Here is a 22,725-nt window from a genome sequence, read left to right on the forward strand (position 1 = left end):
GGGTGGGGGGGTGCGGGGCGTAACCCGCGGAGCCCCGCGGGGGACCCCCCGGGCGGCCCTCGCCTGTTGGCTGTGGTGCGGTGGATCAGGCGCCCGGCGTGCCGGCCAGGGGCATGGAGGCGGCCACGAGCTTGCCCGCGGCAGCGGCCTTGTCCAGGGCGTCGCGCAGCAGGTCCTCCCGGGGCTGCTGGCCGATGGACCCGACCGGGGCGGCGTAAATGAGCACGCGCTGGGTCTTGTTGACGGCGTTGCGCCAGCCGTCGGTGACCGACAGCGCCTGGTGGGCCTGCCACCAGGCGACCGGGCGGCCGCCGTCGGCGCCCGGCTGCAGCACGGCGTGCAGCTGGCCGCCGGCCAGCAGGACCGACCAGCCGTTCAGCGCGGTGGGGAGCTGGGCGGTGTCCGTGACCGGGATGAAGCCCTGCTCGATGAGCAGCGGGAGGAAGTCGTCGCCGGGGCCGTCGCTGCCGGGGCGCGCGATCGGCGCGGTCGGCTCGACGACCAGGGCGGGGTGCAGCTCCCCGCCGATCAGGACCAGGCCGCTGGTGATGCCGAGGACGGCCTGGCCGCCGGGCACGTTCTGCGGGGCCTCGCCGGCGGCGGGGGCGGGCGAAGCCGGGCTGTCCCCGGTGATGCTGGCGACGGCGCCCTGGAGCTGCTCCTCGGACACGGTCACCACCTGCGAGGGGATGCAGGTGGCGTGGGCGAAGGCGAGGACGGCGGTCTCCTCGCCGACGAACAGCACCGTGCTGGTGCGGTCGTTCTCGGGGTCGCCCGGGGTACGGCAGGAGGTGCAGTCGTAACTGCGCGGCGCGTCCTCGCCGACGAGCAGCCTGTCGGCTTCTTCGTCACCGATCTCGGCACGTACCTCATCACTGACGTCGAGCATGCGCGGCACGGGGTGGCTCCTCGGCATAGGTGCAGGGGCCGGGCGGTTCCCGGCTCGCCGGGCTCAACGGGGGAGCGGCGGCCGGGGTCACGCCATTGGAGGGAACGGAATCGAACCGGGCCCCCGAACGAGTGAACCGCCCGGCCCGGGCTTCGTTTCGTGTCAACTGATTTCTGATTGTGCGCAGTTGATGGTCGTGATTGGCCGTTTCGAGGAGGGACGGCCGGTCGGCCGACCGGGTGGGCTGCGCGGGCGCACGGCGCGCCGGGCGGGGAGCGCGGTGGACGCTGCGTAGCGTGACGCGATGCCCCACCTCCGGATCCGGCGCCGCCGGCGGGCCAGGGTCCGTCCCGGCGCCGTTGCCGTCGCCGCCGCGCTGGCTCTCGTACTCCCTGCCGGTGCGGCGGCGGCCCTCGCCCCGCCGCCGCCCGCACCCGGGCCGGCGGGGGCGGCGCACCCCGGCTCGCCGGGGATGATCGGGACCGGGCCGGGGGACTGCGGGCCGGGCGGGCAGTGGCCCTGGGACTGCGTCGCCGACTGCGAGAGCGGCGGGCGCTGGGCCGTCAACACCGGCAACGGCTTCTACGGCGGGCTGCAGTTCCGGCAGCCGACGTGGCAAGAGTACGGGGGGCTGGTCTTCGCGCCGCGCGCCGACCTGGCCAGCCGGGTCCAGCAGATCCGGGTGGCGGAGGACGTGCTCGGCGCGCAGGGCTGGGACGCCTGGCCGACGTGCTCGAAGCGGTACGGGCTGGCCGGGCGGATGCACGTGGTGAGGAGCGGGGACACGCTGGCGTCGATCGCGCGCAGGCACCGGGTGCCGGGCGGGTGGCAGGTGGTGTACGGGGCGAACCGCGAGGTGGTCGGGGCGCGGCCCGGGGCCCTCGTGGTGGGCACGCTGCTGGTCATTCCGGAGCGGACCCCGGCCCGTCCGCCGGACCGGCCGGCCCCGGTGGAGGCGGTGGTGCCGGCCGGCCCGGCCGGCCCGGCGGCCTCCGGCGGGCACGCACCGCCGCTCCCGCACCGGCCTTGAGCCACCCCGTACGAGTGATTCACCTCGTGCTGCCCGGCTGTGAGTTCGAAGTGGTCGAGCCGTGGGCGCCGACGGAGCGAGCGGATCAGGGCCGCGCGAGATCTGTCGGGGCGGTCCGCGAAACCGCCGAAGTGAAGGAAATGTGGCGGACCTGAGGGGGATTCATCTGGTCTGGTCCAGCGGTCCCGTGGCAATCTCCTACCGGAATTCCAGAGGTTCGGCAGGGGCCTTCGGAGGAAATTCCAAAGCGCGTGAACGGCGGGCGTGTCGCGGTCCGGAAAACAATTGGCTGTTGTCGATATTCTGTGACACAAGCGTGACCCGGGACGGACGAACGTGTCGGCGTGGCGCTGACGGACGGCGAAGTCGGACGGCGAAGACGGCGATGCCGGGCGGCGGGGCGAACGGCGAAGGCGGGCCGGGTCGGTGACCCGGCCCGCCTTTCGTGCCGCGGGGGAGGCGGTGCGTACCGTCCCCGCGGGATGCCTCAGCCCCCGGCGACCGGGCGGGCCGCGGTGCTCCGGGCGGCGGCCCGCTCGCCGTGGGCCGGCCGCCGGCTCCCGGCCGGGGTGGCCGGGGTGCGCTCGGAGCGGATCAGGTGCGGCCGGGCGGTGAGCAGGGGCGCCGGCCGGGGCGCCGGGGTGTGCGCGGCCGGGGCGGGGTGAGCGGGGGCCGTCGCCGCGGACTCCCCGCCGGCCGCGGCGGCGGCGGGCTGGAGCCGCCACTTGCCGCCCGCGGACAGCAGCGGGGTGAGTGCGGACACGACGGGCGCGGGCATCCGGCCGGTCTCGGCGCGGCGGCGCAGCAGCTCGCGCAGGTCGAAGACGTAGGCCTCGGCCCGGGCGATGAGCGGCTCGAACCAGGGCAGGGCCAGCAGGATCAGCAGTCCCGCGGACCAGCCGAGCAGCACGTCGCTGACCCAGTGCGTACCGAGGTAGACGGTGGTGGCTCCGACGCTCAGCGAGACGACCGCGGACACCACGGACAGCACCCGCCGGGTGACCACGGTGGACGCCAGGTAGGCGAGGATCCCCCAGGTCACGACGGCGTTGGCGGTGTGGCCGGAAGGGAATATATCGCCCCCGGCGAAGAGTTCGGCCGAACCGATCTCCGTGGCGTAGTGCGGGCCGAGCCGGCCGAGGCCGAGCTTGACGGACCCGACCGTGACGTTGAGCAGGAGCAGCGCCACGCCGAGGGTGATCAGGGGGCGCAGGGTGTGCTGGCGCCAGGAGCGCCAGCCGAGCCATGCGGCGACCATGACCGCGGTGGGTCCGCGCTGGCCGAGTACGACGAGGTAGTCGAGGAAGGCGTGCAGCTGCGGCCACTGCTCGTAGGGCCGGAAGAACATGACCTGCCAGTCCAGGCGGACGAGCCAGGACGTGGTCAATACGGCGACCACGATCGCGAGATAGAAGGCGAGGGTCGATCCGAGGAGCACGACGCGGTGCCGGCTCATCTGCGGGGTTTGCAGATGAGCCGGTCGCTCTGGTTCCCGGTCCAGGCGGGCGAACACCCGCTCCAGACGGGTCAGGATTTGATCGGTACGCACTCAATCGACGTTACCGCGCGCCGATGGTCACCCCGGGCGAATCGCGGGCTTTGTGATGACCATGTGATGTGGAGTTGGTCTCATGCGGGGCTTAATTCCCAGCATTTCGGCAATGGTTGGAATGTTCTTGATCCACCGCCCTGGCAATTGTTGCGCATGCTTACCCGGGCTTTATTGCCGCGACGCGTTTCTTTTGCCGAATGATGGATCGGAATGATCCGTTCCGTTACGGAGGGCCCGTGCCGTTCAGCCAGAACGCCCCGTAGACCGCCCCGAGCACGGCCGCCGCGCCCAGCACCAGCGCCGCCCGCCGGGTCCGCCACCGGGCCAGCGCCACCGCCACCGGCAGCACCAACGGGAAGGCGGGCAGCAGCAGCCGGGGCTTGGAACCGAAGTACCCGGACGCGCACAGCGCGAGCGCCACCACGATGCCCCCGTACACGAGCAGCGGCAGCGGCTGGCGCTGCCGTACGCAGCGCCCGTACAGCCAGAGCACCAGCGCCACTCCCGCGATCAGCCCGAGCCCGGCGGCGAAGGCGGGCGAGGCGAGCTTCGCCCCGACGAACCGGGCGAACGCCCAGCCGCCGTCGAAGCCGTTGCCCCAGCCGCCCTGCACGTCCAGGTACCCGAGCAGCCCGCCGCCCGTGCGCGCGCCGACCCACAGCACGTACGCGCCCGCCCCCAGCGGAGCCAGCAGCACCCCGGCCGCCATCCGCCAGGACCGCTCGCCATCGCGCCGGGCCAGGAGGGCGGCGACCCACACCGCCGCGACGACCGCGGCGCCGACCGGGCGGGTCAGCCCCGCCCCCGCCGCGAGGAGGCCGGCCGTGAGCCACTGGCCGCGCAGGGCCCCGTACAGCGCCCAGGCGGCCAGCGCGGTGAACAGCGACTCGCTGTACGCCATGGACTGCACGATCCCCACGGGCAGCGCGGCCCAGACGGCGACGGCGAGCACCCCGGCCCGCCGGCCGTGCAGCAGGTCCGCCACGGCGAAGATCCCCCAGGCCGCGGCGAGCCCCGCCAGCGCGGAGACCACCAGGCCCGCGGAGCCGTACGAGAGGCCGCTCGCCGCCGCCACCAGCCGCTCCAGCCAGGGCAGCAGCGGGAAGAACGCCAGGTTCGAGTGGACGTCCCCGTTCGGGAGGACCACCTCGTACCCGTAGCCCTCCGCGGCGATGCGGGCGTACCAGAGCGAGTCCCAGCGCGCCGACAGCAGCGTGTGCGGGCTGCTGCCGGCCCCGGCGCACCACCCGGCGAGCACGGCGAGGCCGAGCAGGCGGACCGCCGCGAACACGGCCAGCGCCGGCGCGGCGACGGCGAGCGCGGGCGCGGCCCGGCGCAATCCAAGATCTTTCACGGGCATGATTATCGGTGGCGCGCACCGGGGCCCGGCCCGAGAACCACGGCCCGTGAGCGGGCGTGTACGCGGGGGAAGGGGCAGGGCGGGGGAGTGGCGCACACCACAGCGCGGCCGACGTCGGGATGAGAGCTTGACCACGTGTGGGGCAGGCGAACTCGCGTACGCTGATCGTTCACTCGCGTGTCGATGCCGGACCCCGTTGGACGCCGCACAGCGCACCGCGCCCCGTGGCTCCGCCAGACGCTGGCCCGCCGAGCGCGAGGGATCACCTGGGAGGTACATGCATGTCGGGGACGAACGCGGCCGGAGTCCGGACCACTGGCCCCTGGCAGCGGCTCTGCGCGGCCTCCGGCGGGGCCAATCGCTGGGTCGTCCTGGCCGTGCTGTGCGTCAGCCTGGTCCTCGTCGCCCTCGACGCGACCATCCTGCACGTCGCCGTCCCCTCCCTCACCGAGGACCTGAGGCCCGGCTCCATCGAGCTCCTGTGGATCGTCGACGCCTACCCGCTGGTCTGCGCCGCGCTGCTGATCCTCTTCGGCACGCTCGGCGACCGCGTCGGCCGCCGTCGCATCCTCCTCCTCGGCTACGGGCTCTTCGGCGCGGCCTCGGCCATGGCGGCCCTCGCCGACAACGCGCAGGTCCTCATCGCCGCCCGCGCCCTGCTCGGCATCGGCGGCGCGATGATCATGCCCGCCACCCTGTCGATCCTGCGCCAGGTCTTCCCCGACCGGCGCGAGCGGGCCCTCGCCATCGGCATCTGGACCGCCGTCGCGGCGATCGGCGCCGCCAGCGGCCCGGTCCTCGGCGGCTTCCTCGTCCAGCACTTCTGGTGGGGCTCCGTCTTCCTCATCAACATCCCGCTGATGGCGCTGATCCTGCCGCTGGGGCGCTGGCTGCTGCCCGAGTCGAAGGGCTCCTGCGACGGGCCGTGGGACGTGACCGGCGCGCTGATGGCCGCCGCCGGCGTGCTCGGTGCGGTGCTCGGGGTCAAGCGGCTGGGCGCCGAGCGGGACCTCCTCGACCCCGGGGCGCTGGTGCCGCTGGTGCTCGGCGTGGCCCTCCTGGTCTTCTTCGTGCGCCGGCAGAAGCGGCGTCCGCACCCCCTGATCGACATGCGGATGTTCTCCCGCGCCGCCTTCTCCACGTCCGTCGGCTGCATCGTCCTCGCCATGCTGGCTCTCGTCGGGCTGGAGCTGATCGCCGTCCAGTACCTCCAGCTGGTGCTGCGCCTCAGCCCGCTGGAGACCGGGCTGCGGCTGCTGCCGCTGACCTTCGCCGCCATGGCCGCCGGGGCCACCGGGTCCCACACGCTGGCCCGGATCGGCCCGCGCACCATGGTCTCGCTGGGCTTCCTGCTCACCGCGTTCGCCGTGGTCCTGCTCACCTTCATGGGGCACCACGACCGGCCCGTCCTGCTGACGGTCGGCTTCGTCCTGCTCGGGTTCGGACTCCAGACCACGCTGTTCGCGGCGTACGAATCCATGCTGAACGAGGCTCCGGCGGCCACCGCGGGCGGCGCGGCCTCGATCGGCGAGACCTCGTACCAACTGGGCGCCGGCATGGGCATCGCGCTGCTGGGCAGCGTGATGAACGCCGCGTACGCGCCGGGGCTGGCGGCAGTGCCGGGGGTCTCGGCCGCGGACGCGGCCGGCGCCGCGCACTCGCTGGGCGAGGCCTACCAGATCGCGGCGCAGCTCGGCGGGCCGGCGGGCGAGGCCCTGCACGCCGCGGCCCGCAACTCGTTCGTGCAAGGGCTGCACGTGACACTGCTGGTCAGCGCCGGCCTGTTGGTCGCGGGAGCGGTGATGGCGCTGAAGCTGCCGCGCGTCATGGACTGTGGTGCCGAGGCCGGCGGGGCCGGTGGGGGCGACGTGGTCCGGCTGCCCGCGCAGAGCGCCGCGGAGCCGGCTGCGCCGCGCACCGCGAAGATCCCGGCCCCGGCCGCCGCGGAGCCGGACGCGGCCGTGGGCCGCGTATCGGAACGCGCGGGCTGACCTGCCGGGGGTGTGGGGGCAAGAGGGGCTGGATTTGCCCGGCGGGGGTCGTTAGCGTCAGCGGCGCGGCGCAAAACTTGCGCTGCTAGGTTCTGTCCCCTGGCCGCCGGGAGGCCCCGTGTCCGCGTTCCTGCCCCTTGATCCGCTCGGGATCGACGAGCTCCTCGGGCCCGAGGACCTCGCCGTCCGCGACACCGTCCGTGCCTGGGCCGCCGACCGGGTGCTGCCCCACATCGCCGGCTGGTACGAGAGCGGCGAGCTTCCCGGGATCCGCGAGCTGGCCCGCGAGCTCGGATCGATCGGCGCGCTGGGGATGTCCCTCGAGGGGTACGGGTGCGCGGGGGCCAGCGCCGTGCAGTACGGGCTCGCCTGCCTGGAGCTGGAGGCGGCCGACTCCGGCATCCGCTCGCTGGTCTCCGTCCAGGGCTCGCTCGCCATGTACGCGATCTGGAAGTACGGCTCCGAGGAGCAGAAGCAGCGCTGGCTGCCCGGCATGGCCGCCGGCGAGCTGATCGGCTGCTTCGGTCTGACCGAGCCCGATGTGGGCTCGGACCCCGCCGCGATGCGCACCTACGCCAAGCGCGACGGCACGGACTGGGTGCTCAGCGGCCGCAAGATGTGGATCACCAACGGGTCCGTCGCCGCGGTCGCCGTGGTGTGGGCACAGACGGACGAGGGGATCAGGGGGTTCGCCGTCCCCACCGGCACGCCGGGGTTCTCGGCTCCCGAGATCAAGCACAAGTGGTCGCTGCGGGCGTCGGTGACCAGTGAGCTGGTCATGGACGAGGTGCGGCTGCCCGCGGACGCGGTCCTGCCGGGCGTCACCGGTCTCAAGGGGCCGCTCGGCTGCCTCAGCCACGCGCGGTACGGGATCATCTGGGGGTCCATGGGCGCGGCACGCGCCAGCTTCGAGGCGGCGCTGGACTACGCGAAGACGCGGGAGCAGTTCGGGAAGCCGATCGGCGGCTTCCAGCTCACCCAGGCCAAACTCGCGGACATGGCCCTCGAACTCCACAAGGGCATCCTGCTCGCCCACCACCTGGGCCGGCGGATGGACGCGGGCACCCTGCGGCCGGAGCAGATCAGCTTCGGCAAGCTCAACAACGTCCGCGAGGCCATCGAGATCTGTCGCACCGCGCGGACCATCCTCGGTGCCAACGGGATCTCGCTCGAATACCCCGTCATGCGGCACGCCACCAACCTCGAATCGGTCCTCACCTACGAGGGCACCGTCGAGATGCACCAACTGGTGCTGGGCAAGGCGCTCACCGGGCTCGACGCCTTCCGGTGAGGGCCCTGCCTAGCTCTGGTTGAAGAAGTCGCGCGAGCGGCCGCCGGGCTCGCCGCTCACGATCTGGGTGTCGGCCGGGGTCAGCAGGAAGACCCTGGTCGCCACCCGCTCGATCGAGCCGCGCAGCCCGAAGGTCAGGCCGGCGGCGAAGTCGACCACGCGCTTCGCGTCGCCCGGGTCCATCGAGGACAGGTTCACGATCACCGGGACGCCCTCGCGGAACAGCTCGCCGATTCCCCGCGCGTCACGGAACCCGTCGGGGGTGACCGTCGCGATGCGGCGGCCCTGCTCGACGGCGGACTCGGAGGCAACTCGGACGCGGGGGTCGGTGACCCACTGCTCGCCGGGACCGGCCACCGAACCCTGGGCCGCCTCCGCGTAGTCGTCGTCGTAGTAACGCTCGTCGTCGCTGTCCTCCACGAGACCCAGCCAGGCACTCGCCTTGCGCACCGAACCCATGGACGCCTCCTTTCACCGTGGTCAGTCTGTCTTCTCTCCGCTGCCCCTATGGTCGTCCATGATGCTGACAACGCGCCAAGTGGATAGCCGCCGCGCAGTGGTTTCGTGACGGTACTGGTGCAGAACATCCGTTGCACGGTCAAGGGTGCTGGCAGCTACCACTGCTGACTGAGTGAAAATACGACCGGTGCCCCCATGCGGGTGGCCGGTGGGGACGTACGGGTGAAGGACGCGGGTCGATACGATGCCCGGCAGGCACGCGTACGACACACGGGGGAAGCAGTTGTTCGGCATCGTCAGACCTTGCACCCACAGGCTGGGCGAGCGGTTCAAAGCGGAATGGATGGCTCATCTCTGTGGGCTGTGCCTGGCACTTCGCGGGGACCACGGCCAGTTCGCCAGGATCGTCACCAACTATGACGGGCTGCTCGTCTCCGTCCTGACGGAGGCTCAGTCGGGCCCCGCCCCCGGCGCCCGGCGCACCGCCGGCCCCTGTCCGCTGCGGGGGATGCGCACCGCGCCGGTGGCCAACGGCGAGGGTGCGCGGCTCGCCGCCGCCGTCTCGCTCGTCCTGGCCTCCGCGAAGGTGCGGGACCACGTGGCCGACCGGGACGGGCTGTTGGCCCGCGCCCCCATAGCCGCCGCCGCCCGCAAGGTGGCCCGCGGCTGGGACCGGGCCGGCGCCCGCACCGGGGCCTCGCTCGGCTTCGACACGGCCGTGCTCGTGGACGCCGTGGACCGGCAGGCCGGCATCGAGACGCTCGCAGGTCCCGGCACGCCGGTGCTCGTGGTGACCGAGCCGACGGAGACCGCCACGGCGGCCGCCTTCGCGCACACCGCGCAGTTGGCCGGACGGCCGGGCAACGCGCCCGCCCTCGCCGAGGCCGGCCGCTACTTCGGACGGCTCGCGCACCTGCTGGACGCCGTGGAGGACCAGGCGGCGGACGCCGCGGCCGGTGCCTGGAACCCGCTGACCGCCACCGGGACCTCCCTGGCCGAGGCCCGGCGGCTGTGCGACGACGCCCTGCAGGGCATCAGGCTCGCACTGCGCGAGGTCGAGTTCGCCGACGCCGGGCTCGCCCACCGGCTGCTGGTGCACGAGCTGCGCACCTCCGTCGACCGCGCCTTCGGGACCAGCAGCTGCGGGCACACGGCGACCGCGTCCACCGGACAGGGCGGCAACCCGTACCCGGGCGGGCCGTACGCGGGTGGCCCGTACGCGGCGGCGCCCCACGCGAACGGTCCGTACGCGGGCGGTCCCTACGGCGGTCCGTACGCGAACGGGAACCCCTACGGCGGCAATCCCTACGCCCCGGGCGCTCCCCCCGCGCCGGGCGGACCGGGGACGCCCCCGCCGCCCATGGGGCCGGGTGGCGGCGGTGGGGGCGGCGGCGGCCGCCCTCCGCAGAAGCCGCGGCGCGGGCTGCTCGCCGGGTGTGCGGTGGCCCTGGGGCTGTTCTGCACCTGCCAGCTCTGCTGCACCGAACACGAGGGGCCCTGGTCCCGGGAGAAGAAGCAGCCGTGGTGCGACAACTGCGACTGCGGCAACTGCAACTGTGACTGCGGCTGCGGTGACTGCTGCTGCTGTCCCTGCGACGGCTGCTGAGGCCTTTTTTCGGTTACTGAGCCTCTTCCTGGCTGAGCCTCTTCCTGGCTGAGGCCCTGTCAGGCCGCGGCCCTGACCGACGCGTCCGCAGGTCCGGACGGGGTACCCCGCGGTTCCCCGCCGGACCTGTGTGGAAGGGTTGAGCGGCATGAGCGATGACGCAGACGATCCGCCCGCCCAGTGGCGGAAATGGCACGAGCGACGGGCGGCCACCGTGTCCGCTCCCTACGGGCCCCTCGCGCTGACCGGTACCCACTGGCTCGCCGATTACCCGGAAGGTCGAATTCCGGCCGTTCCGGGGTTCTGGCGCACCACCGAGGCCTCGGTGGTGCTGGCCGCGGCACCGGAGGACTCCGTTCAGCTCGACGGCGAGCCCTTCACCGGTGAGGTGGTGCTCGGCGCCGACGAGGCCCCGCCCTCGCACGCGCGGCTCTCCGCCGGCCGGACCCGGCTCGTCGTGATCCGGCGGGAAGGGCAGTGGGCCGTACGCGTCTTCGACCCGGACTCCGAGACCCGCCGGGCCTTCGCCGGCATCGAGGCCTCCCCGTACGATCCCGCGTTCAGCCTGCCCGGGCAGTTCCGTCCGTACGGCGAGGACCGGACCGTCCAGGTGGAGAACGCGGACGGGCGGGCGCGCGGGCTCGGCCTCGGCGGGGAGCTGCGCTTCCCCTTCGAGGGCGTGGAGCACACCCTGCAGGTGGCCGTCGACGAGGAGGACGGCAGCCTCTGGGCCGTCTTCGGCGACGCCACCGGCGGACGCACCAGCTACCGCTTCCGTTTCCTCAAACCCGGTACCCCGGCCGAAGACGGTCGGATCACCGTCGATCTCAACCGTGCCCTGCTGCCCCCCTGCGCCTTCGCCGACCACTTCATCTGCCCCTTCCCGCCGCCCGGCAACACGCTGCCCTTCGAAGTGGCGGCAGGCGAGCGGCGGCTGAAAGGCGCCCTTGCCGACCGGTAACCGACGCCACCACACTCCCGACAGTGCTTGTCAGGGGCACGGCACAAAAACCTGCGCTCCCGTGTCCTGACTGCGCCTCACGGGCTCCGGCACCCCCACGACCGCCGGGCCCCCGACCCTCTCGGAGGACGAGAAGTGAGGATCAAGAGCATCACCCGTACCAGGCTGCTCGCGGCGGCCACCGGCCTGGCCGCCATCGCAGCACTCGCCGCCCCCACCGTGGCGAACGCGGACCCACAGGACGGCGGATTCAGCGCCGCGAGGCTGGCCTCGGCCGGCGCGTCCGTCCTGCGCGCCGACGTCGCGGGCACCGCCTGGCACACCGACCCCGCCACCGGAACCCTGGTGGTCACCGCCGACTCCACCGTCTCCGCCGCCGACCTCGCGAGAATCAAGCGGGAGGCCGGAGCCGACGCCGGGGCGCTGCGCATCGAGCGCACTCCGGGCAAGCTCACCAAGCTGGTCTCCGGCGGCGACGCGATCTACGCGTCGAGCTGGCGCTGCTCGCTCGGCTTCAACGTGCGCAGTGGAAGCAACTACTACGCCCTGACCGCCGGGCACTGCACCGACGGCGCCGGCACCTGGTGGAGCAACTCCGGCCGCACCACCGTCGTCGGCTCCACCGTCGGCTCCAGCTTCCCGAACAACGACTACGGCCTGATCAAGTACGCCAGCAACTCGCCGGTCCCGCCGGGCACCGTCGGCAGCCAGGACATCACCAGTGCCGTCAACGCCACCGTCGGCATGTCGGTGAAGCGGCGCGGCTCCACCACCGGCACCCACAGCGGTTCGGTGACCGGACTCAACGCCACCGTCAACTACGGCGGGGGCGACATCGTCTACGGCATGATCAGGACCAACGTCTGCGCCGAGCCCGGTGACAGCGGCGGTCCGCTCTACTCGGGCACCCGCGCGGTCGGCCTCACCTCCGGCGGCAGCGGCAACTGCTCCTCGGGCGGCACCACCTTCTTCCAGCCCGTGGTCGAGGCCCTCAACGCCTATGGCGTGAGCGTGTACTGACCTTCCCGGCGGTAGGAGACCCGCCCGGCCCGCGGCGCCACCGTGAGAGCCCCCGCCCGGAAGTCCGGGCGGGGGCTCGCTCTTCGGGGAAGAGGCGCGATGTGACCAGTGCACCTTCCGGACGGCGAGGCCCCTTCCCCGGCGCCGCGACGTCCTGAGGGCCGGGGCTGCGTGAGGGGCCGGGGCCGGGCCCGCGGTGTTCAGCGGGCCTCGGTTCCCTCGTCCGCGAAGCGGGGGACGGACGGGGCGTCGTCGGGGAGGCCGCTGCCCACCGCGGCCCCCGGCCGGCCCCCGCGGAAGAGCGCGCAGGCGATCGTGATCGCCGAGCCGGCCACCGCCCAGGCAGCCAGCACCAGCATCGGCCCGGTCGTGCCGTTGCCCTTGAAGTACGCGATGGAGCGCGCGGCGTACGTACCGGCGCCCGGCGGCAGGGCCGGGCCGATGGCCTGCCAGAACGGCGGCAGCAGAGGGTACGGGTAGGCGCCGCCCGCGCTCGGGTTGCCGAACACCACGACCAGCAGGATCGCGAGACCGATGCCGACCACGCCCGCCAGCCCCTGGAAGGCCAGGGTGATCGCGCCCACCGCGAAGACGACCAGCGTGCCCAGCCCCCACAGGGCCGTCAGCGAGCCGGGCAGCGCGCCCAGGACCGGGCCGGCGATGACCGCGCCGAGCAGTCCCGCGGCGATCGCGTACACGAGCAGCGCGCCGAGCCGGATGACGGCGCGGGCGGAGTTCGCGGGCCGGGCGCCGGCGCTGATGGCGAGGATCGCGGCGCACAGGTAGCCGCCCACGCACCAGCCGACGACCAGGTAGAAGGAGCTCAGGCCGCGGCTGTCGCCCCGGTCGGCCGGGGCCACGTCGGTGACCCGCACGGTCCGTCCCTGGGCCCTCTCCACCGCACCGACGATCTCTTCGAGGGCCTGCGAGAGGGAGGCCCCGCCGCCGGAAGCGACCAGCAGCCTGTCGGTCCGCCCGCCCGGGTCGACGATCAGCGCGCCGTCCACCTCCCGGTTCCCGATCATGCGGATCGCGGCGGCCTCGTCCTCGGCCGTACGGGGGTCGAGCGGCTTGCCGGGCAGGGCGGCGAGCCGCTGTACGGACTGCTCGGCCACCGGTGCGGCGGGCGCGGCCACGGCGATCGGGATCTCGCTCGGCTCGGGGTGGTGGAAGGCGCCGATGTACGAGGTGATGAAGGCGAGCTGGAGGGCCAGCACCCCCAGGACCAGCAGCGCTGCCCGGGTGGTCACGGCGTCCTTGATCTCGGCGAGGAAGCCGCCGGACGGACCTGCGTCGGTGCTCTCGGTGGGCTGGGTCATGCCCCCACGCTCGGCGCGCGGCGGACGCGTCGCAGCAGGGGCGGGCCGAACGGATGACCTTCTCAGGTGATCGAACAAGTGTTTCGCACGGATATTCGAATTGCTCTATGGTGGAGAGCGGGGGAGGTGTTCACACGAGGGAAGCAGGAGGCCGCGGGTGCCTGGTTTTACGCATCTGCACACCGTTTCGGGGTTCTCCATGCGCTACGGAGGCTCCCACCCGGAACGGCTGGCGGAACGTGCCGCAGAGCGGGGCATGGACGCCCTCGCCCTGACCGACCGCGACACCCTCGCGGGCGCGGTGCGCTTCGCCAAGGCCTCCGCCAAGGAGGGGATCCGCCCCCTGTTCGGGGTGGACCTCGCCGTATCGCCCCCGGTGGAGCCGGCCGGGCCGGGGGGCTCGGCCGGCCCCGCCGCGGAGGGCGCGCGTACCGGCGCCCGCGGACCCGGATCCGCAGGCCGGGCGGGGTCCGGCGAGGCCTCGTACCGGCGGCGCAACCCCGTCAAGGGCGGCGCCTTCGTCGACGAGTCCGCTCCCCGTGCGGTCTTCCTGGCCCGGGACGGGGCCGCCGGATGGGCCGAACTGTGCCGTATGGTCACCGCCGCCCACGCGGGAGCCGCCGAGGTCCCGCTGCTGCCCTGGAACGCCCTGCGCGGAGAGGGCGTCTTCGTCCTGCTCGGCCCCGGCTCCGAGGTGGGACGCGCCCTCGCCGCGGGCCGCCCCGACCGGGCCGCCCGGCTGCTCGCACCCTGGCGGGAGGTCTTCGGCGACTCCCTGCGCCTGGAGGCCGTCCACCACGGCCGCACCGGCACCGGGCCCGGCTCGCTCCGGCTGGCCGCCCGTACCGTCGGCTTCGCCGCCGAGCAGGGCGTCCGGGCCGTGCTGACCAATGCCGTCCGCTACGCGGACCCCGGCCAGGGCCCCGTCGCCGACATCCTCGACGCGGCCCGCCGCCTGGTCCCCATCGACTCCCGCGCCCCCCTCGACAGCGGCGAACGCTGGCTCAAGGCCCCGGCCGCCATGGCCGAGGCCGCCGACCGGATCGCCCGGGCCGCCGGCCTGCGCCCCGCCGACGCGCGGCGCCTCCTCGCGGAGACCCGGCACACGGCCGAGGCCTGCGCGGTGGACCCCGAGGACGACCTCGGCATGGGATCGGTGCACTTCCCCGAGGCCCGCCTCGTCGGTGCGGCCCACCGCAGCGCCCAGCGGGTCCTGGCCTCCCGCGCCTCGGCGGGCATGGTGCTGCGCGGCTACGCGGACGACCGCGCGTACTGGGAGCGCATGCACCACGAGCTCGACATCATCGCCTACCACGGCTATGCCTCGTATTTCCTGACGGTCGCCCAAGTAGTGGACGACGTACGGGAGATGGGTATCCGGGTGGCCGCCCGGGGCTCCGGCGCCGGCTCCCTCGTCAACCACCTGCTCGGCATCGCGCACGCCGACCCCGTCGCGCACGGCCTGCTGATGGAGCGCTTCCTGTCCAAGCGCCGGCGCGTCCTGCCCGACATCGACATCGACGTGGAGTCCGCCCGCCGGCTGGAGGTCTACCGGCGGATCATCGGCCGGTTCGGCGCCGAGCGCGTCGCCACCGTCTCCATGCCCGAGACCTACCGGGTCCGGCACGCCATCCGCGACGTCGGCGCCGCCCTGTCCATGGACCCGGCCGTCATCGACCGGCTGGCCAAGTCCTTCCCGCACATCCGGGCCCGCGACGCCCGCGCCGCGCTGCAGGAGCTGCCCGAACTGCGCGACGTGCGCGGGGAGTCGTACGGGCGGCTGTGGGAGCTCGTCGAATCGCTGGACGCGCTGCCGCGCGGGATCGCCATGCACCCGTGCGGGGTGCTGCTCTCCGACGCCTCCCTGCTCGCCCGCACGCCGGTGGTGCCCACCAGCGGCGAGGGCTTCCCCATGTCCCAGTTCGACAAGGACGACGTGGAGGAGCTCGGGCTGCTCAAGCTCGACGTGCTCGGCGTGCGGATGCAGTCCGCGATGGCCCATGCGGTCGCCGAGATCAAGCGCGGCACGGGGCAGGAGCTCGACCTGGACGACCCGGCGCAGGTGCCGCCGGGGGACCGGGCCACCTACGAGCTGATCCGCTCGGCCGAGACGCTGGGCTGCTTCCAGATCGAATCGCCGGGCCAGCGCGATCTGGTGGGGCGGCTCCAGCCGTCGACCTTCCACGACCTGGTCGTCGACATCTCCCTCTTCCGGCCCGGGCCGGTGGCCGCCGACATGGTGCGGCCCTTCATCGCGGCCCGGCACGGGCGGGCGCCGGTGCGCTTCCCGCACCCGGACCTGGCCGAGGCGCTGCGCGAGACCTACGGGGTGGTGGTCTTCCACGAGCAGATCATCGAGATCGTGCACGTCATGACCGGCTGCGGACGGGACGAGGCGGACCGGGTGCGGCGCGGGCTGTCCGACCCGCAGTCGCAGGGGCGCATCAAGGTCTGGTTCGCGGCGAAGGCGGGCGAGCGCGGCTACCCGGTCGAGGTGATCGCCCGGACCTGGGAGATCGTGGAGGCCTTCGGCTCGTACGGCTTCTGCAAGGCGCACGCGGTGGCCTTCGCGGTGCCCACGTACCAGTCGGCGTGGCTGAAGGCGCACCACCCGGCGGCCTTCTACGCGGGGCTGCTGACCCACGACCCGGGGATGTACCCGAAGCGGCTGCTGCTGGCGGACGCGCGGCGGCGGGGCGTGCCCGTGCTGCCGCTGGACGTGAACCGGTCGGCGGCCGCCCATCGCATCGAACTGGTGTCCGATCCGGCCGGTGCGTGGGGGCTGCGGCTCGGGCTGTCCGACGTCCACGGCATCAGCGAGGCCGAGGCGGGCCGCATCGAGGCCGGGCAGCCGTACGCGTCCCTGCGCGACTTCTGGGACCGGGCCCACCCGGGCCGGCCGGTGGCCGAACGGCTGGCCCAGGTCGGGGCGTTGGACTCGTTCGGCGCCAACCGGCGCGACCTGCTGCTGCACTTGACGGAACTGCACGGAGCGCAGCGGGCGGCCGGGGTGCGCGGACCCCAACTCCCGCTGGAGGGAGGCCGGTCCACGGCCTCCGTCGGCCTGCCCGACCTGACCGAGGCGGAACGGCTCAGCGCCGAGCTGGGCGTCCTCGGCATGGACGCCTCACGGCACCTGATGGCGGACCACCACGACTTCCTGGCCGAGCTGGGGGTGATCCCGGCACGGCGGCTGCGCGAGGCCGGGCACGGGCAGACGGTCCTGGTCGCGGGTGCCAAGGCGGCCACACAGACCCCGCCGATCCGGTCCGGGAAGCGGGTCATCTTCACGACGCTGGACGACGGGACGGGCCTGGTCGACCTGGCCTTCTTCGACGACAGCCACGAGCGGTGCGCGCACACCGTCTTCCATTCCTTCCTGCTGCTGGTACGGGGCGTCGTGCAGCGGCGGGGCCCGCAGAGCCTGAGCGTGGTCGGGGCGGCGGCGTGGAACCTGGCGGAACTGGTGGACCTGCGCACGGCCGGCGGCCTGGAGGCGGTCGCGGCCCGGCTGGCCTCCGGCGACGGCGGGCCGGGGAACGGGTCCGGCGACGGGAGCCGGAAGGGGTCCGACGGCGCAGGCGCCGGGGGCGGCCCGGCCGAGGACGCGGCCACGGCCCCCGCGGGCTCCGGCCGCCGCATCCGCATGACCACGGGGTACGAGATGAACCCGTGGGCCGACCTCCAGCCGCCGGGCACCGGCCCCGCGACCGGCCGCAAGCTCTGGCACTCCAGCCCGGGGAGCGCGGGATGAGCATGGCTGCGGACGTAGGCGCGGGCGCGGCACCCGGCGCGGGCGCGGGCTCGGCAACCGGCGCGGTTGCGGGCTCGGCAACCGGCGCGGTTGCGGGTGCGGGCTCGGGCGCGGTTGCGGCCTTGGGCTCGGGCGCGGGCACGGCAACCGGCACGGCTCCCGGCGCCGTCGTGGCCTGTGTGCGGATGCATCCCGCCGACGGGTCGCCGCTCGGGGCGCCGCAGTACGCCGGGGTGCTCGCGCTGCTCGGCGGTCTCACACCGGCCGTGCAGGCGCTGCCGCCCGACGGGGCCCTCGCCGACGTGCGGGCCGCGCTGCGGTACTTCGGCTGCGACGCCGACCGGCTGGCCGCCGTGATCCGGGTCCGGTCCCTCGCCCTGTACGGCGTGGACTGCACGGTCGGCGTGGCCGGCAACCCCATGCTGGCCCGGGCGGCGGCCCGCGAGGCCCGGCCCGGGGCGACCCTGGTGGTCCCCGACGAGCCCGCCGCCGTCCGGGCGTTCCTGGCCGGCAAGCCCGTCACCGCCCTCGACGGGGTCGGCCCCAAGGCCGCCCGCACCCTGTGCTCCTACGGCCTCGACTCCGTGGGCCGGGTCGCCGCCGCCCCGCCCGCCGCCCTGCGGCGCATCCTGGGCGCCCGGCTCGGCCGCGAGGTCCAGGAGCGCGCCCTCGGGATCGACCGCACCCCCGTCCGGCCGGGCGCGGCCGCCCGCGCCCTCGCCGCCGAGCGCGCCTTCGACCGGGACGAGCTGGATCCCGTACGGCACCGGCGGGCCCTGCTCTCGCTGGCCGATGAGCTCGGCACGAAGCTCCGTACGCTCCGTACACAAGAACAGGGCCGGGGCCACGTCTGCCGCACCCTCTCGCTCACCGTCCGCTGCGCCGACCGCACCACGCTCACCCGGACCCGCACCCTGGCCGAACCCACCGCGCACTCCGCCGCCCTGACCGCCACGGCCTACGCCCTCTACGAGGGCCTCGGCCTGCAGCGGGCCCGGATCCGCGCGCTGTCCCTGCGGGCCGAAGGACTGGTCCCGGCCGAACGTGCCGCGCGGCAGCTCAGCCTGGACCCCGAGGACGAGAAGGCCCGCCGCCTGGAGGCCGTCACGGACCGCGTCCGCGCCCGGTTCGGGCCGCAGGCCATCGCCCGTGGCTCGCTCGCGGCCTGAGGGAGCATCGAGAACCGCAGGACACGCCATTTTTTACCGACGCGTAACTTCCCTGTGTTGCTACTCACCCGTAATTTAGCGGCAGCAGCGCCCCTTGTGATCCGGATCACGGGACGAACCCCCACGCTCCATCCCCTTGACTCACCCGCAAGGAGATCACACGATGCTGCCCTGGAGACGCCTGCTCCGCCCGCTGGCCGTCCTCACCCTCACCGCCGCCGCGCTCGTCGCCCCCACGGGCGCCGCGCAGGCCGCGACCGCACCCAGCAGCGGCTGGAACAACTGGTCCTGCAAACCGTCCGCCGCGCATCCGCGCCCCGTCGTCCTCGTGCACGGCACCTTCGGCAACTCGTGGGACAACTGGCTCGGCCTCGCGCCGTACCTCGTGCACCGCGGCTACTGCGTCTACTCCCTCGACTACGGGCAACTGCCCGGCGTGCCCCTGTTCAACGGGCTCGGCCCCATCGACAAGTCCGCCGAACAGCTCGACGTCTTCGTCGACAAGGTGCTCGCCGCCACCGGCTCCGCCAAGACCGACATCATCGGGCACTCCCAGGGCGGCATGATGCCGCGCTACTACCTGAAGTTCCTCGGCGGCGCGCAGAAGGTCAACGCCCTGGTCGGGCTCGCCCCCGACAACCACGGCACCACCCTGCTCGGATTCACCAAGCTCCTCCCGTACTTCCCCGGCGCCGAGGACCTGATCAGCACCGCCACCCCGGGCCTCGCCGACCAGATCGCCGGATCCGCCTTCCAGCAGAAGCTGAACCAGGGCGGGGACACCGTGCCCGGCGTGAAGTACACGGTGATCGCCACCAAGTACGACGAGGTGGTCACGCCGTACCGGAGCGCGTTCCTGGACGGACCGGACGTCAAGAACGTCGTACTCCAGGACCTGTGTCCCCTGGACCTGTCGGAGCACGTCACCATCGGGCTCACCGACCGGATCGCCTGGCACGAGGCGCTGAACGCCCTCGACCCGGCACACGCCGAACGGACCACGTGCGCCTCGGTCTTCGACTGAGGCGCACGCGGCCCGCAGGGAGGTGAACCAGAGGCGGCCGCGGTGATCCGCGGCCGCACCCGGCTACCGCTGGGTGGTGCCACCGGTCGCACGGCGGCGGGCGAGCCCGAACAGCACGGCCGCGCCGACGGCCAGGACACCGGCGCCACCGATCGCGATCGCGGGGGTGGCGCTGCTGCCGCCCGTCTCCGCGAGGTTGTCCCTCTGCGGGGACGGGGACGGGGCCGACGACGGGACCGCCGCCGCGGCCGCGTTCCCGTTCGTCTTCGGGTCGTTGTCGCCGTGGCCGTTGTGCTCCACGGTGGACTTGCCGGCGCCGTCGGCGATCTGCTGGTCCGTCGGGGCCGAGGGCCCGTCGGAGGGCGCCTCGGCCGGCTTGCCGTCGCCGGGCTTCGCCTCGCCCGGCCCGCCGCTCGGCTTGGCGCTGGGCTTGCTGCTCGGCTTGGGCCCCGAACCGCCGTTGTCCTTCCCGAAGACCACGTCCGAGCAGGTGTAGAAGGCCTCGGGGCTGTCCGAGCGCTGCCAGATGCTGTAGATCAGGTGGCGGCCGGACTTCTGGGGGACGGTCCCGGAGAACACGTAGTCGCCGTTCTGCATGCCCGGGTCGGTGACCTTCGCGAACGGCGCCGGCTCCAGGTCCGACCACGCGAGCGGCTTCGCGGGGTCGTACCCGTCCTTCGTCACGTACAGCTCGAAGGAACCCTTGTGGGGGGCGGTCCCCTTGTAGCGGAAGGTGTGCGGGCCCGCCGTCATCCGGCTCGCGGGCCAGTCGGCGCGCGCCAGGTCCAGGCCCTGGTACTTGTCGTTGCCCGCCGAGCAGAGCTGCCCGTTGGGGATCAGCGCCCGGTGGTTGCCGGCCGCGTTGGCGATGTTCACCGCGTTCCAGTCGTAGAACGCCTGCGCCCCGCTCGCCGCGACCGCCGCCTTGCACGCCGGGGTCCTCGGGGACTCCGGGCCCTCCGCGTAGCACGCCGCCACCCGGCTGACCGGGTCCGTCATCGAGCCGTGCGCGGCCGCGGGAACGGCGGCGTACGCGGCCACCGCGAGCGGGGCGAGGCCGGCGGAGGCGATGCGGGTCAGCGTCACGGTACGGCGGCGTACGGGCATGGTGGATCTCCTTCGGGCACAAGGCAGGGGCGGGCCAGCGGAATCGAATCGGGCCCTGCGGCGCCGCCCCCCGACGGCGCCACATCGGCCCTTCCTGTCCTGGCCCGGCCAAGCTAGCCGCCCGGACCCCGCGTTTCCCCGTGATCGGCCCCCGGAAGGTGATCCTTAGGCTCCGCTTAAGGAAGCGCTAAGCGGGGCCTACAGAAACCACCGCCCCGGGCCCCCTCAGGCGAGGAGCGCGGCGAGGCCCGCCGCGGTTCTGGCCTGGTCGTCCAGGGTGTCGAGGGCGCGGACGGCCTGCGCGGCGGCCTCCGGGTCGCTCGTGGCGAGCCCGCTCCGGGCGAACTCGTCCTCGTCCAGGCGCAGTACGCGCGTCCCGTCCGCGGAGACCCACAGGTCGAGGTCCAGGTCCTCCACGAGGAGCTCCCCGTCGCGCAGCACGGCCGGGCGGGTGACGTCGCAGTACCAGCCCTTGAGGACCCCGTCGCCGGTCCACACCTCCTTGACGGCGTACCAGCGGGTCCGCCAGAAGTGCTCGACGAACACGTCGCCCGGCTCGAAGCGCACGAAGCCGAAGTCCCGTACGCCCTCGGCCGCCCAGGGGGCCCGCACGGAGATGCGGTCGCCGTCGTCGGCGACCTGCGTCGCCGGGTAGCGGATCTTGACGCGGCCCGCCTTGGCCAGGACGACGGTCAATTGCCGGCTCACAGTGTCTCCAGTCGTTTCGTGTAGCGCGTCTCGGTCGCGCAGATCTCGTACCCGAACCACGTGTTGATGGCGAGCATCGGACCGTTCTCGGCGTCGTTGCCGGTGAAGGCCTCGGTGTACCCGGCCGCGCGGGCCCGGTGCAAGGACGCCGTCTTGGCGAGTTTGGCCAGGCCCCGGCCGCGGAAGGCGCGCAGCGTGCCGGTCATCGCCGAGGCGTAGCGGGTGGCGCCGTCGGTCTGGGCGGCGGTGAAGGCGGCCACAGCGCCGTCGACCAGGACGACGGTGGTCAGCTCCTTGTCGAGGGACGGGCTGTTCCACGTGTGCGCGAGCCAGTCCTCGTAGTCGTCGAAATCCGATGCCAGATCGCCCGGTTCGTCGGACGAGGTCTCCGCGTCGGCCAGGAACAGCGGCCGCGGGTCGGAGGCGAAGGCGGAGGCGGGCCGCAGCTCGACCCCGGTCGGCAGGACCTGGGGGAGCGGGGGCAGCGCGGCCGCGGCCAGGTCCAGGCGCAGGAAGTGCGCGGACCGGCTGGCGCGATAGCCGCGCCGCTCGGCGAAGGCCCGGGGGGCGGGCTCGTCGAGGACCCAGGCGTAGGTGTCCACCGCGCCCCGGGCGGCGAGGTGCGCCTCCGCCGTGCGGAGCAGCCGGCTGCCGGCGCCCAGGCCGCGGTGCGCGGGGTCGACGTACGTGTTGACGTACGAGCGGCCCGGCTCGGGGCTGTCGTAGGCCACCCCGACCTGGGCGGTGCCGATGACCAGGCCGTCCTCGGTCTGCGCCACCAGGAGGCGGAAGTGCGCCGCGGGGTGGGCGGAGTCGACCTCGAAGGCGACCCCGGCGGCGGTGGTGATCAGGAAGGGCAGGGCCGAGCGGCGCACCCGTACGACGGACTCCGCGTCCGACGGGTCGTGCGGGCGCAGGTCGCGGATCAGAACGGTCATGGGGCCGACGCTACGGGCGCACGCGCGTCCGGCGCCTCCCAATTACCCGGCGATGGTGGACAATCGGCCCGTGACCTCGACGAACCTGAAGATCACCATCAACCCGGCTGCCGGCTCGGCCGCGCCGTACGAACAGCTGCGCGCACAGATCGCCGACGGTGCCCGGTCGGGCCGGCTGCCCGCGGGGCTGAAACTGCCGACGGTGCGGGGACTGGCGGAGGAACTGGGACTCGCCGCCAATACCGTGGCCAAGGCGTACCGGGCGCTCGAGGCGGACGGGGTGATCGAGACGCGGGGCCGGAACGGGACGTTCATTGCCGCGGCGGAGGGCGAGTCCCGTGAGGCCGCCGCCGCCGCGCAGGCGTTCGCGGACCGGGCGCACCGGCTGGGCCTGACCGAGGCCGACGCCCTGTCGGCCGCGGCCGAAGCCCTGCGCGCCCGCTACGCCGCCGACTAGGGGGTGTCTGACGGAGGTCCGTGGTGAAGGAGCGGTGTCCGGTGCGTGCTCTCGGCGTGCCGGCCGGATGCCCCCGTACTGGACGTACTT

Annotated in this window: 18 protein-coding genes; 10 read left to right on the forward strand and 8 right to left on the reverse strand. The window is 73.8% G+C overall.

Going from position 1 to position 22,725, the window contains the following annotated elements:
* Positions 1–85 precede the first annotated feature (85 nt).
* Complete coding sequence (locus AB0D44_RS22985; RefSeq protein WP_362594081.1) at positions 86–898, reverse strand: hypothetical protein; 813 nt, start codon at positions 896–898, stop codon at positions 86–88.
* A gap of 295 nt (positions 899–1,193) precedes the next feature.
* Here AB0D44_RS22985 and AB0D44_RS22990 point away from each other — a divergent pair, with 295 nt between their 5' ends.
* A complete protein-coding gene (locus AB0D44_RS22990) occupies positions 1,194–1,919 on the forward strand; it encodes a transglycosylase family protein (protein WP_362594084.1) in 726 nt (241 codons plus the stop codon).
* 487 nt (positions 1,920–2,406) lie between these two features.
* Here the strand turns inward: AB0D44_RS22990 and AB0D44_RS22995 are convergent, their stop codons facing one another.
* Entirely contained in the window at positions 2,407–3,468 is a 1,062-nt protein-coding gene (locus AB0D44_RS22995) for a phosphatase PAP2 family protein (protein WP_362594087.1), read from the reverse strand.
* Positions 3,469–3,694: 226 nt separating this feature from the next.
* Entirely contained in the window at positions 3,695–4,825 is a 1,131-nt protein-coding gene (locus AB0D44_RS23000; RefSeq protein WP_362594090.1) for a glycosyltransferase family 39 protein, read from the reverse strand.
* Positions 4,826–5,112: 287 nt separating this feature from the next.
* Between AB0D44_RS23000 and AB0D44_RS23005 the strand changes: the two genes are divergently transcribed.
* Positions 5,113–6,822 carry an MFS transporter gene (locus tag AB0D44_RS23005; RefSeq protein WP_362594093.1) on the forward strand — a complete coding sequence of 570 codons (1,710 nt, stop codon included), beginning with the start codon at positions 5,113–5,115 and terminating at the stop codon, positions 6,820–6,822.
* A gap of 118 nt (positions 6,823–6,940) precedes the next feature.
* Positions 6,941–8,113 (forward strand): acyl-CoA dehydrogenase family protein, encoded by a 1,173-nt coding sequence (locus tag AB0D44_RS23010; protein ID WP_362594096.1) that lies wholly within the window; start codon positions 6,941–6,943, stop codon positions 8,111–8,113.
* A gap of 9 nt (positions 8,114–8,122) precedes the next feature.
* Here the strand turns inward: AB0D44_RS23010 and sepF are convergent, their stop codons facing one another.
* A complete protein-coding gene (gene sepF / locus AB0D44_RS23015) occupies positions 8,123–8,572 on the reverse strand; it encodes a cell division protein SepF (protein ID WP_069919643.1) in 450 nt (149 codons plus the stop codon).
* A gap of 283 nt (positions 8,573–8,855) precedes the next feature.
* Here sepF and AB0D44_RS23020 point away from each other — a divergent pair, with 283 nt between their 5' ends.
* The 3 genes from AB0D44_RS23020 (at position 8,856) to AB0D44_RS23030 (ending at position 12,159) form a co-directional block, all read left to right on the forward strand.
* The gene (locus AB0D44_RS23020) at positions 8,856–10,178 is read left to right on the forward strand and encodes a DUF5685 family protein (protein WP_362594135.1); all 1,323 of its coding nucleotides are present in this window, start codon (positions 8,856–8,858) and stop codon (positions 10,176–10,178) included.
* 148 nt (positions 10,179–10,326) lie between these two features.
* On the forward strand, positions 10,327–11,139 hold the full coding sequence (locus AB0D44_RS23025; protein ID WP_362594099.1) for a DUF1684 domain-containing protein: 813 nt from the start codon (positions 10,327–10,329) through the stop codon (positions 11,137–11,139).
* Between the two features lie 135 nt (positions 11,140–11,274).
* On the forward strand, positions 11,275–12,159 hold the full coding sequence (locus tag AB0D44_RS23030; protein ID WP_362594102.1) for a S1 family peptidase: 885 nt from the start codon (positions 11,275–11,277) through the stop codon (positions 12,157–12,159).
* Positions 12,160–12,359: 200 nt separating this feature from the next.
* Here the strand turns inward: AB0D44_RS23030 and AB0D44_RS23035 are convergent, their stop codons facing one another.
* Positions 12,360–13,478 carry a DUF3533 domain-containing protein gene (locus tag AB0D44_RS23035; protein ID WP_362594105.1) on the reverse strand — a complete coding sequence of 373 codons (1,119 nt, stop codon included), beginning with the start codon at positions 13,476–13,478 and terminating at the stop codon, positions 12,360–12,362.
* 157 nt (positions 13,479–13,635) lie between these two features.
* Between AB0D44_RS23035 and AB0D44_RS23040 the strand changes: the two genes are divergently transcribed.
* From AB0D44_RS23040 to AB0D44_RS23050, 3 genes are all read left to right on the forward strand, one after another.
* Entirely contained in the window at positions 13,636–17,232 is a 3,597-nt protein-coding gene (locus AB0D44_RS23040) for a DNA polymerase III subunit alpha (protein WP_362594108.1), read from the forward strand.
* 185 nt (positions 17,233–17,417) lie between these two features.
* Positions 17,418–18,401 (forward strand): hypothetical protein, encoded by a 984-nt coding sequence (locus AB0D44_RS23045; RefSeq protein WP_362594138.1) that lies wholly within the window; start codon positions 17,418–17,420, stop codon positions 18,399–18,401.
* 163 nt (positions 18,402–18,564) lie between these two features.
* On the forward strand, positions 18,565–19,425 hold the full coding sequence (locus tag AB0D44_RS23050; RefSeq protein ID WP_362594111.1) for an alpha/beta fold hydrolase: 861 nt from the start codon (positions 18,565–18,567) through the stop codon (positions 19,423–19,425).
* A 63-nt stretch (positions 19,426–19,488) separates the two neighbouring features.
* Here AB0D44_RS23050 and AB0D44_RS23055 read toward each other — a convergent pair whose 3' ends face one another.
* The 3 genes from AB0D44_RS23055 to AB0D44_RS23065 form a co-directional block, all read right to left on the reverse strand.
* Complete coding sequence (locus AB0D44_RS23055; RefSeq protein ID WP_362594114.1) at positions 19,489–20,532, reverse strand: lytic polysaccharide monooxygenase; 1,044 nt, start codon at positions 20,530–20,532, stop codon at positions 19,489–19,491.
* 225 nt (positions 20,533–20,757) lie between these two features.
* On the reverse strand, positions 20,758–21,240 hold the full coding sequence (locus tag AB0D44_RS23060; RefSeq protein WP_362594117.1) for a DUF402 domain-containing protein: 483 nt from the start codon (positions 21,238–21,240) through the stop codon (positions 20,758–20,760).
* Positions 21,237–22,178 (reverse strand): GNAT family N-acetyltransferase, encoded by a 942-nt coding sequence (locus tag AB0D44_RS23065; RefSeq protein WP_362594120.1) that lies wholly within the window; start codon positions 22,176–22,178, stop codon positions 21,237–21,239. The genes AB0D44_RS23060 and AB0D44_RS23065 overlap by 4 nt, the downstream gene beginning before the upstream one ends.
* 70 nt (positions 22,179–22,248) lie before the next feature.
* Here AB0D44_RS23065 and AB0D44_RS23070 point away from each other — a divergent pair, with 70 nt between their 5' ends.
* Complete coding sequence (locus tag AB0D44_RS23070; RefSeq protein ID WP_362594123.1) at positions 22,249–22,635, forward strand: GntR family transcriptional regulator; 387 nt, start codon at positions 22,249–22,251, stop codon at positions 22,633–22,635.
* The last annotated feature ends 90 nt before the right edge of the window (positions 22,636–22,725 follow it).

Source organism: Streptomyces sp. NPDC048349 (assembly GCF_040651925.1).
Classification (GTDB): Bacteria; Actinomycetota; Actinomycetes; order Streptomycetales; family Streptomycetaceae; genus Streptomyces.

Bases quoted from the DNA above. Each gene is read 5' to 3' on its own strand.
- AB0D44_RS23025 (WP_362594099.1), top strand. From the start codon at position 10,327: ATGAGCGATGACGCAGACGATCCGCCCGCCCAGTGGCGGAAATGGCAC.
- AB0D44_RS23045 (WP_362594138.1), top strand. From the start codon at position 17,418: ATGCATCCCGCCGACGGGTCGCCGCTCGGGGCGCCGCAGTACGCCGGG.
- AB0D44_RS22990 (WP_362594084.1), top strand. From the start codon at position 1,194: ATGCCCCACCTCCGGATCCGGCGCCGCCGGCGGGCCAGGGTCCGTCCC.
- AB0D44_RS23065 (WP_362594120.1), bottom strand. From the start codon at position 22,178: ATGACCGTTCTGATCCGCGACCTGCGCCCGCACGACCCGTCGGACGCG.
- sepF (WP_069919643.1), bottom strand. From the start codon at position 8,572: ATGGGTTCGGTGCGCAAGGCGAGTGCCTGGCTGGGTCTCGTGGAGGAC.
- AB0D44_RS23005 (WP_362594093.1), top strand. From the start codon at position 5,113: ATGTCGGGGACGAACGCGGCCGGAGTCCGGACCACTGGCCCCTGGCAG.
- AB0D44_RS23050 (WP_362594111.1), top strand. From the start codon at position 18,565: ATGCTGCCCTGGAGACGCCTGCTCCGCCCGCTGGCCGTCCTCACCCTC.
- AB0D44_RS23055 (WP_362594114.1), bottom strand. From the start codon at position 20,532: ATGCCCGTACGCCGCCGTACCGTGACGCTGACCCGCATCGCCTCCGCC.
- AB0D44_RS23035 (WP_362594105.1), bottom strand. From the start codon at position 13,478: ATGACCCAGCCCACCGAGAGCACCGACGCAGGTCCGTCCGGCGGCTTC.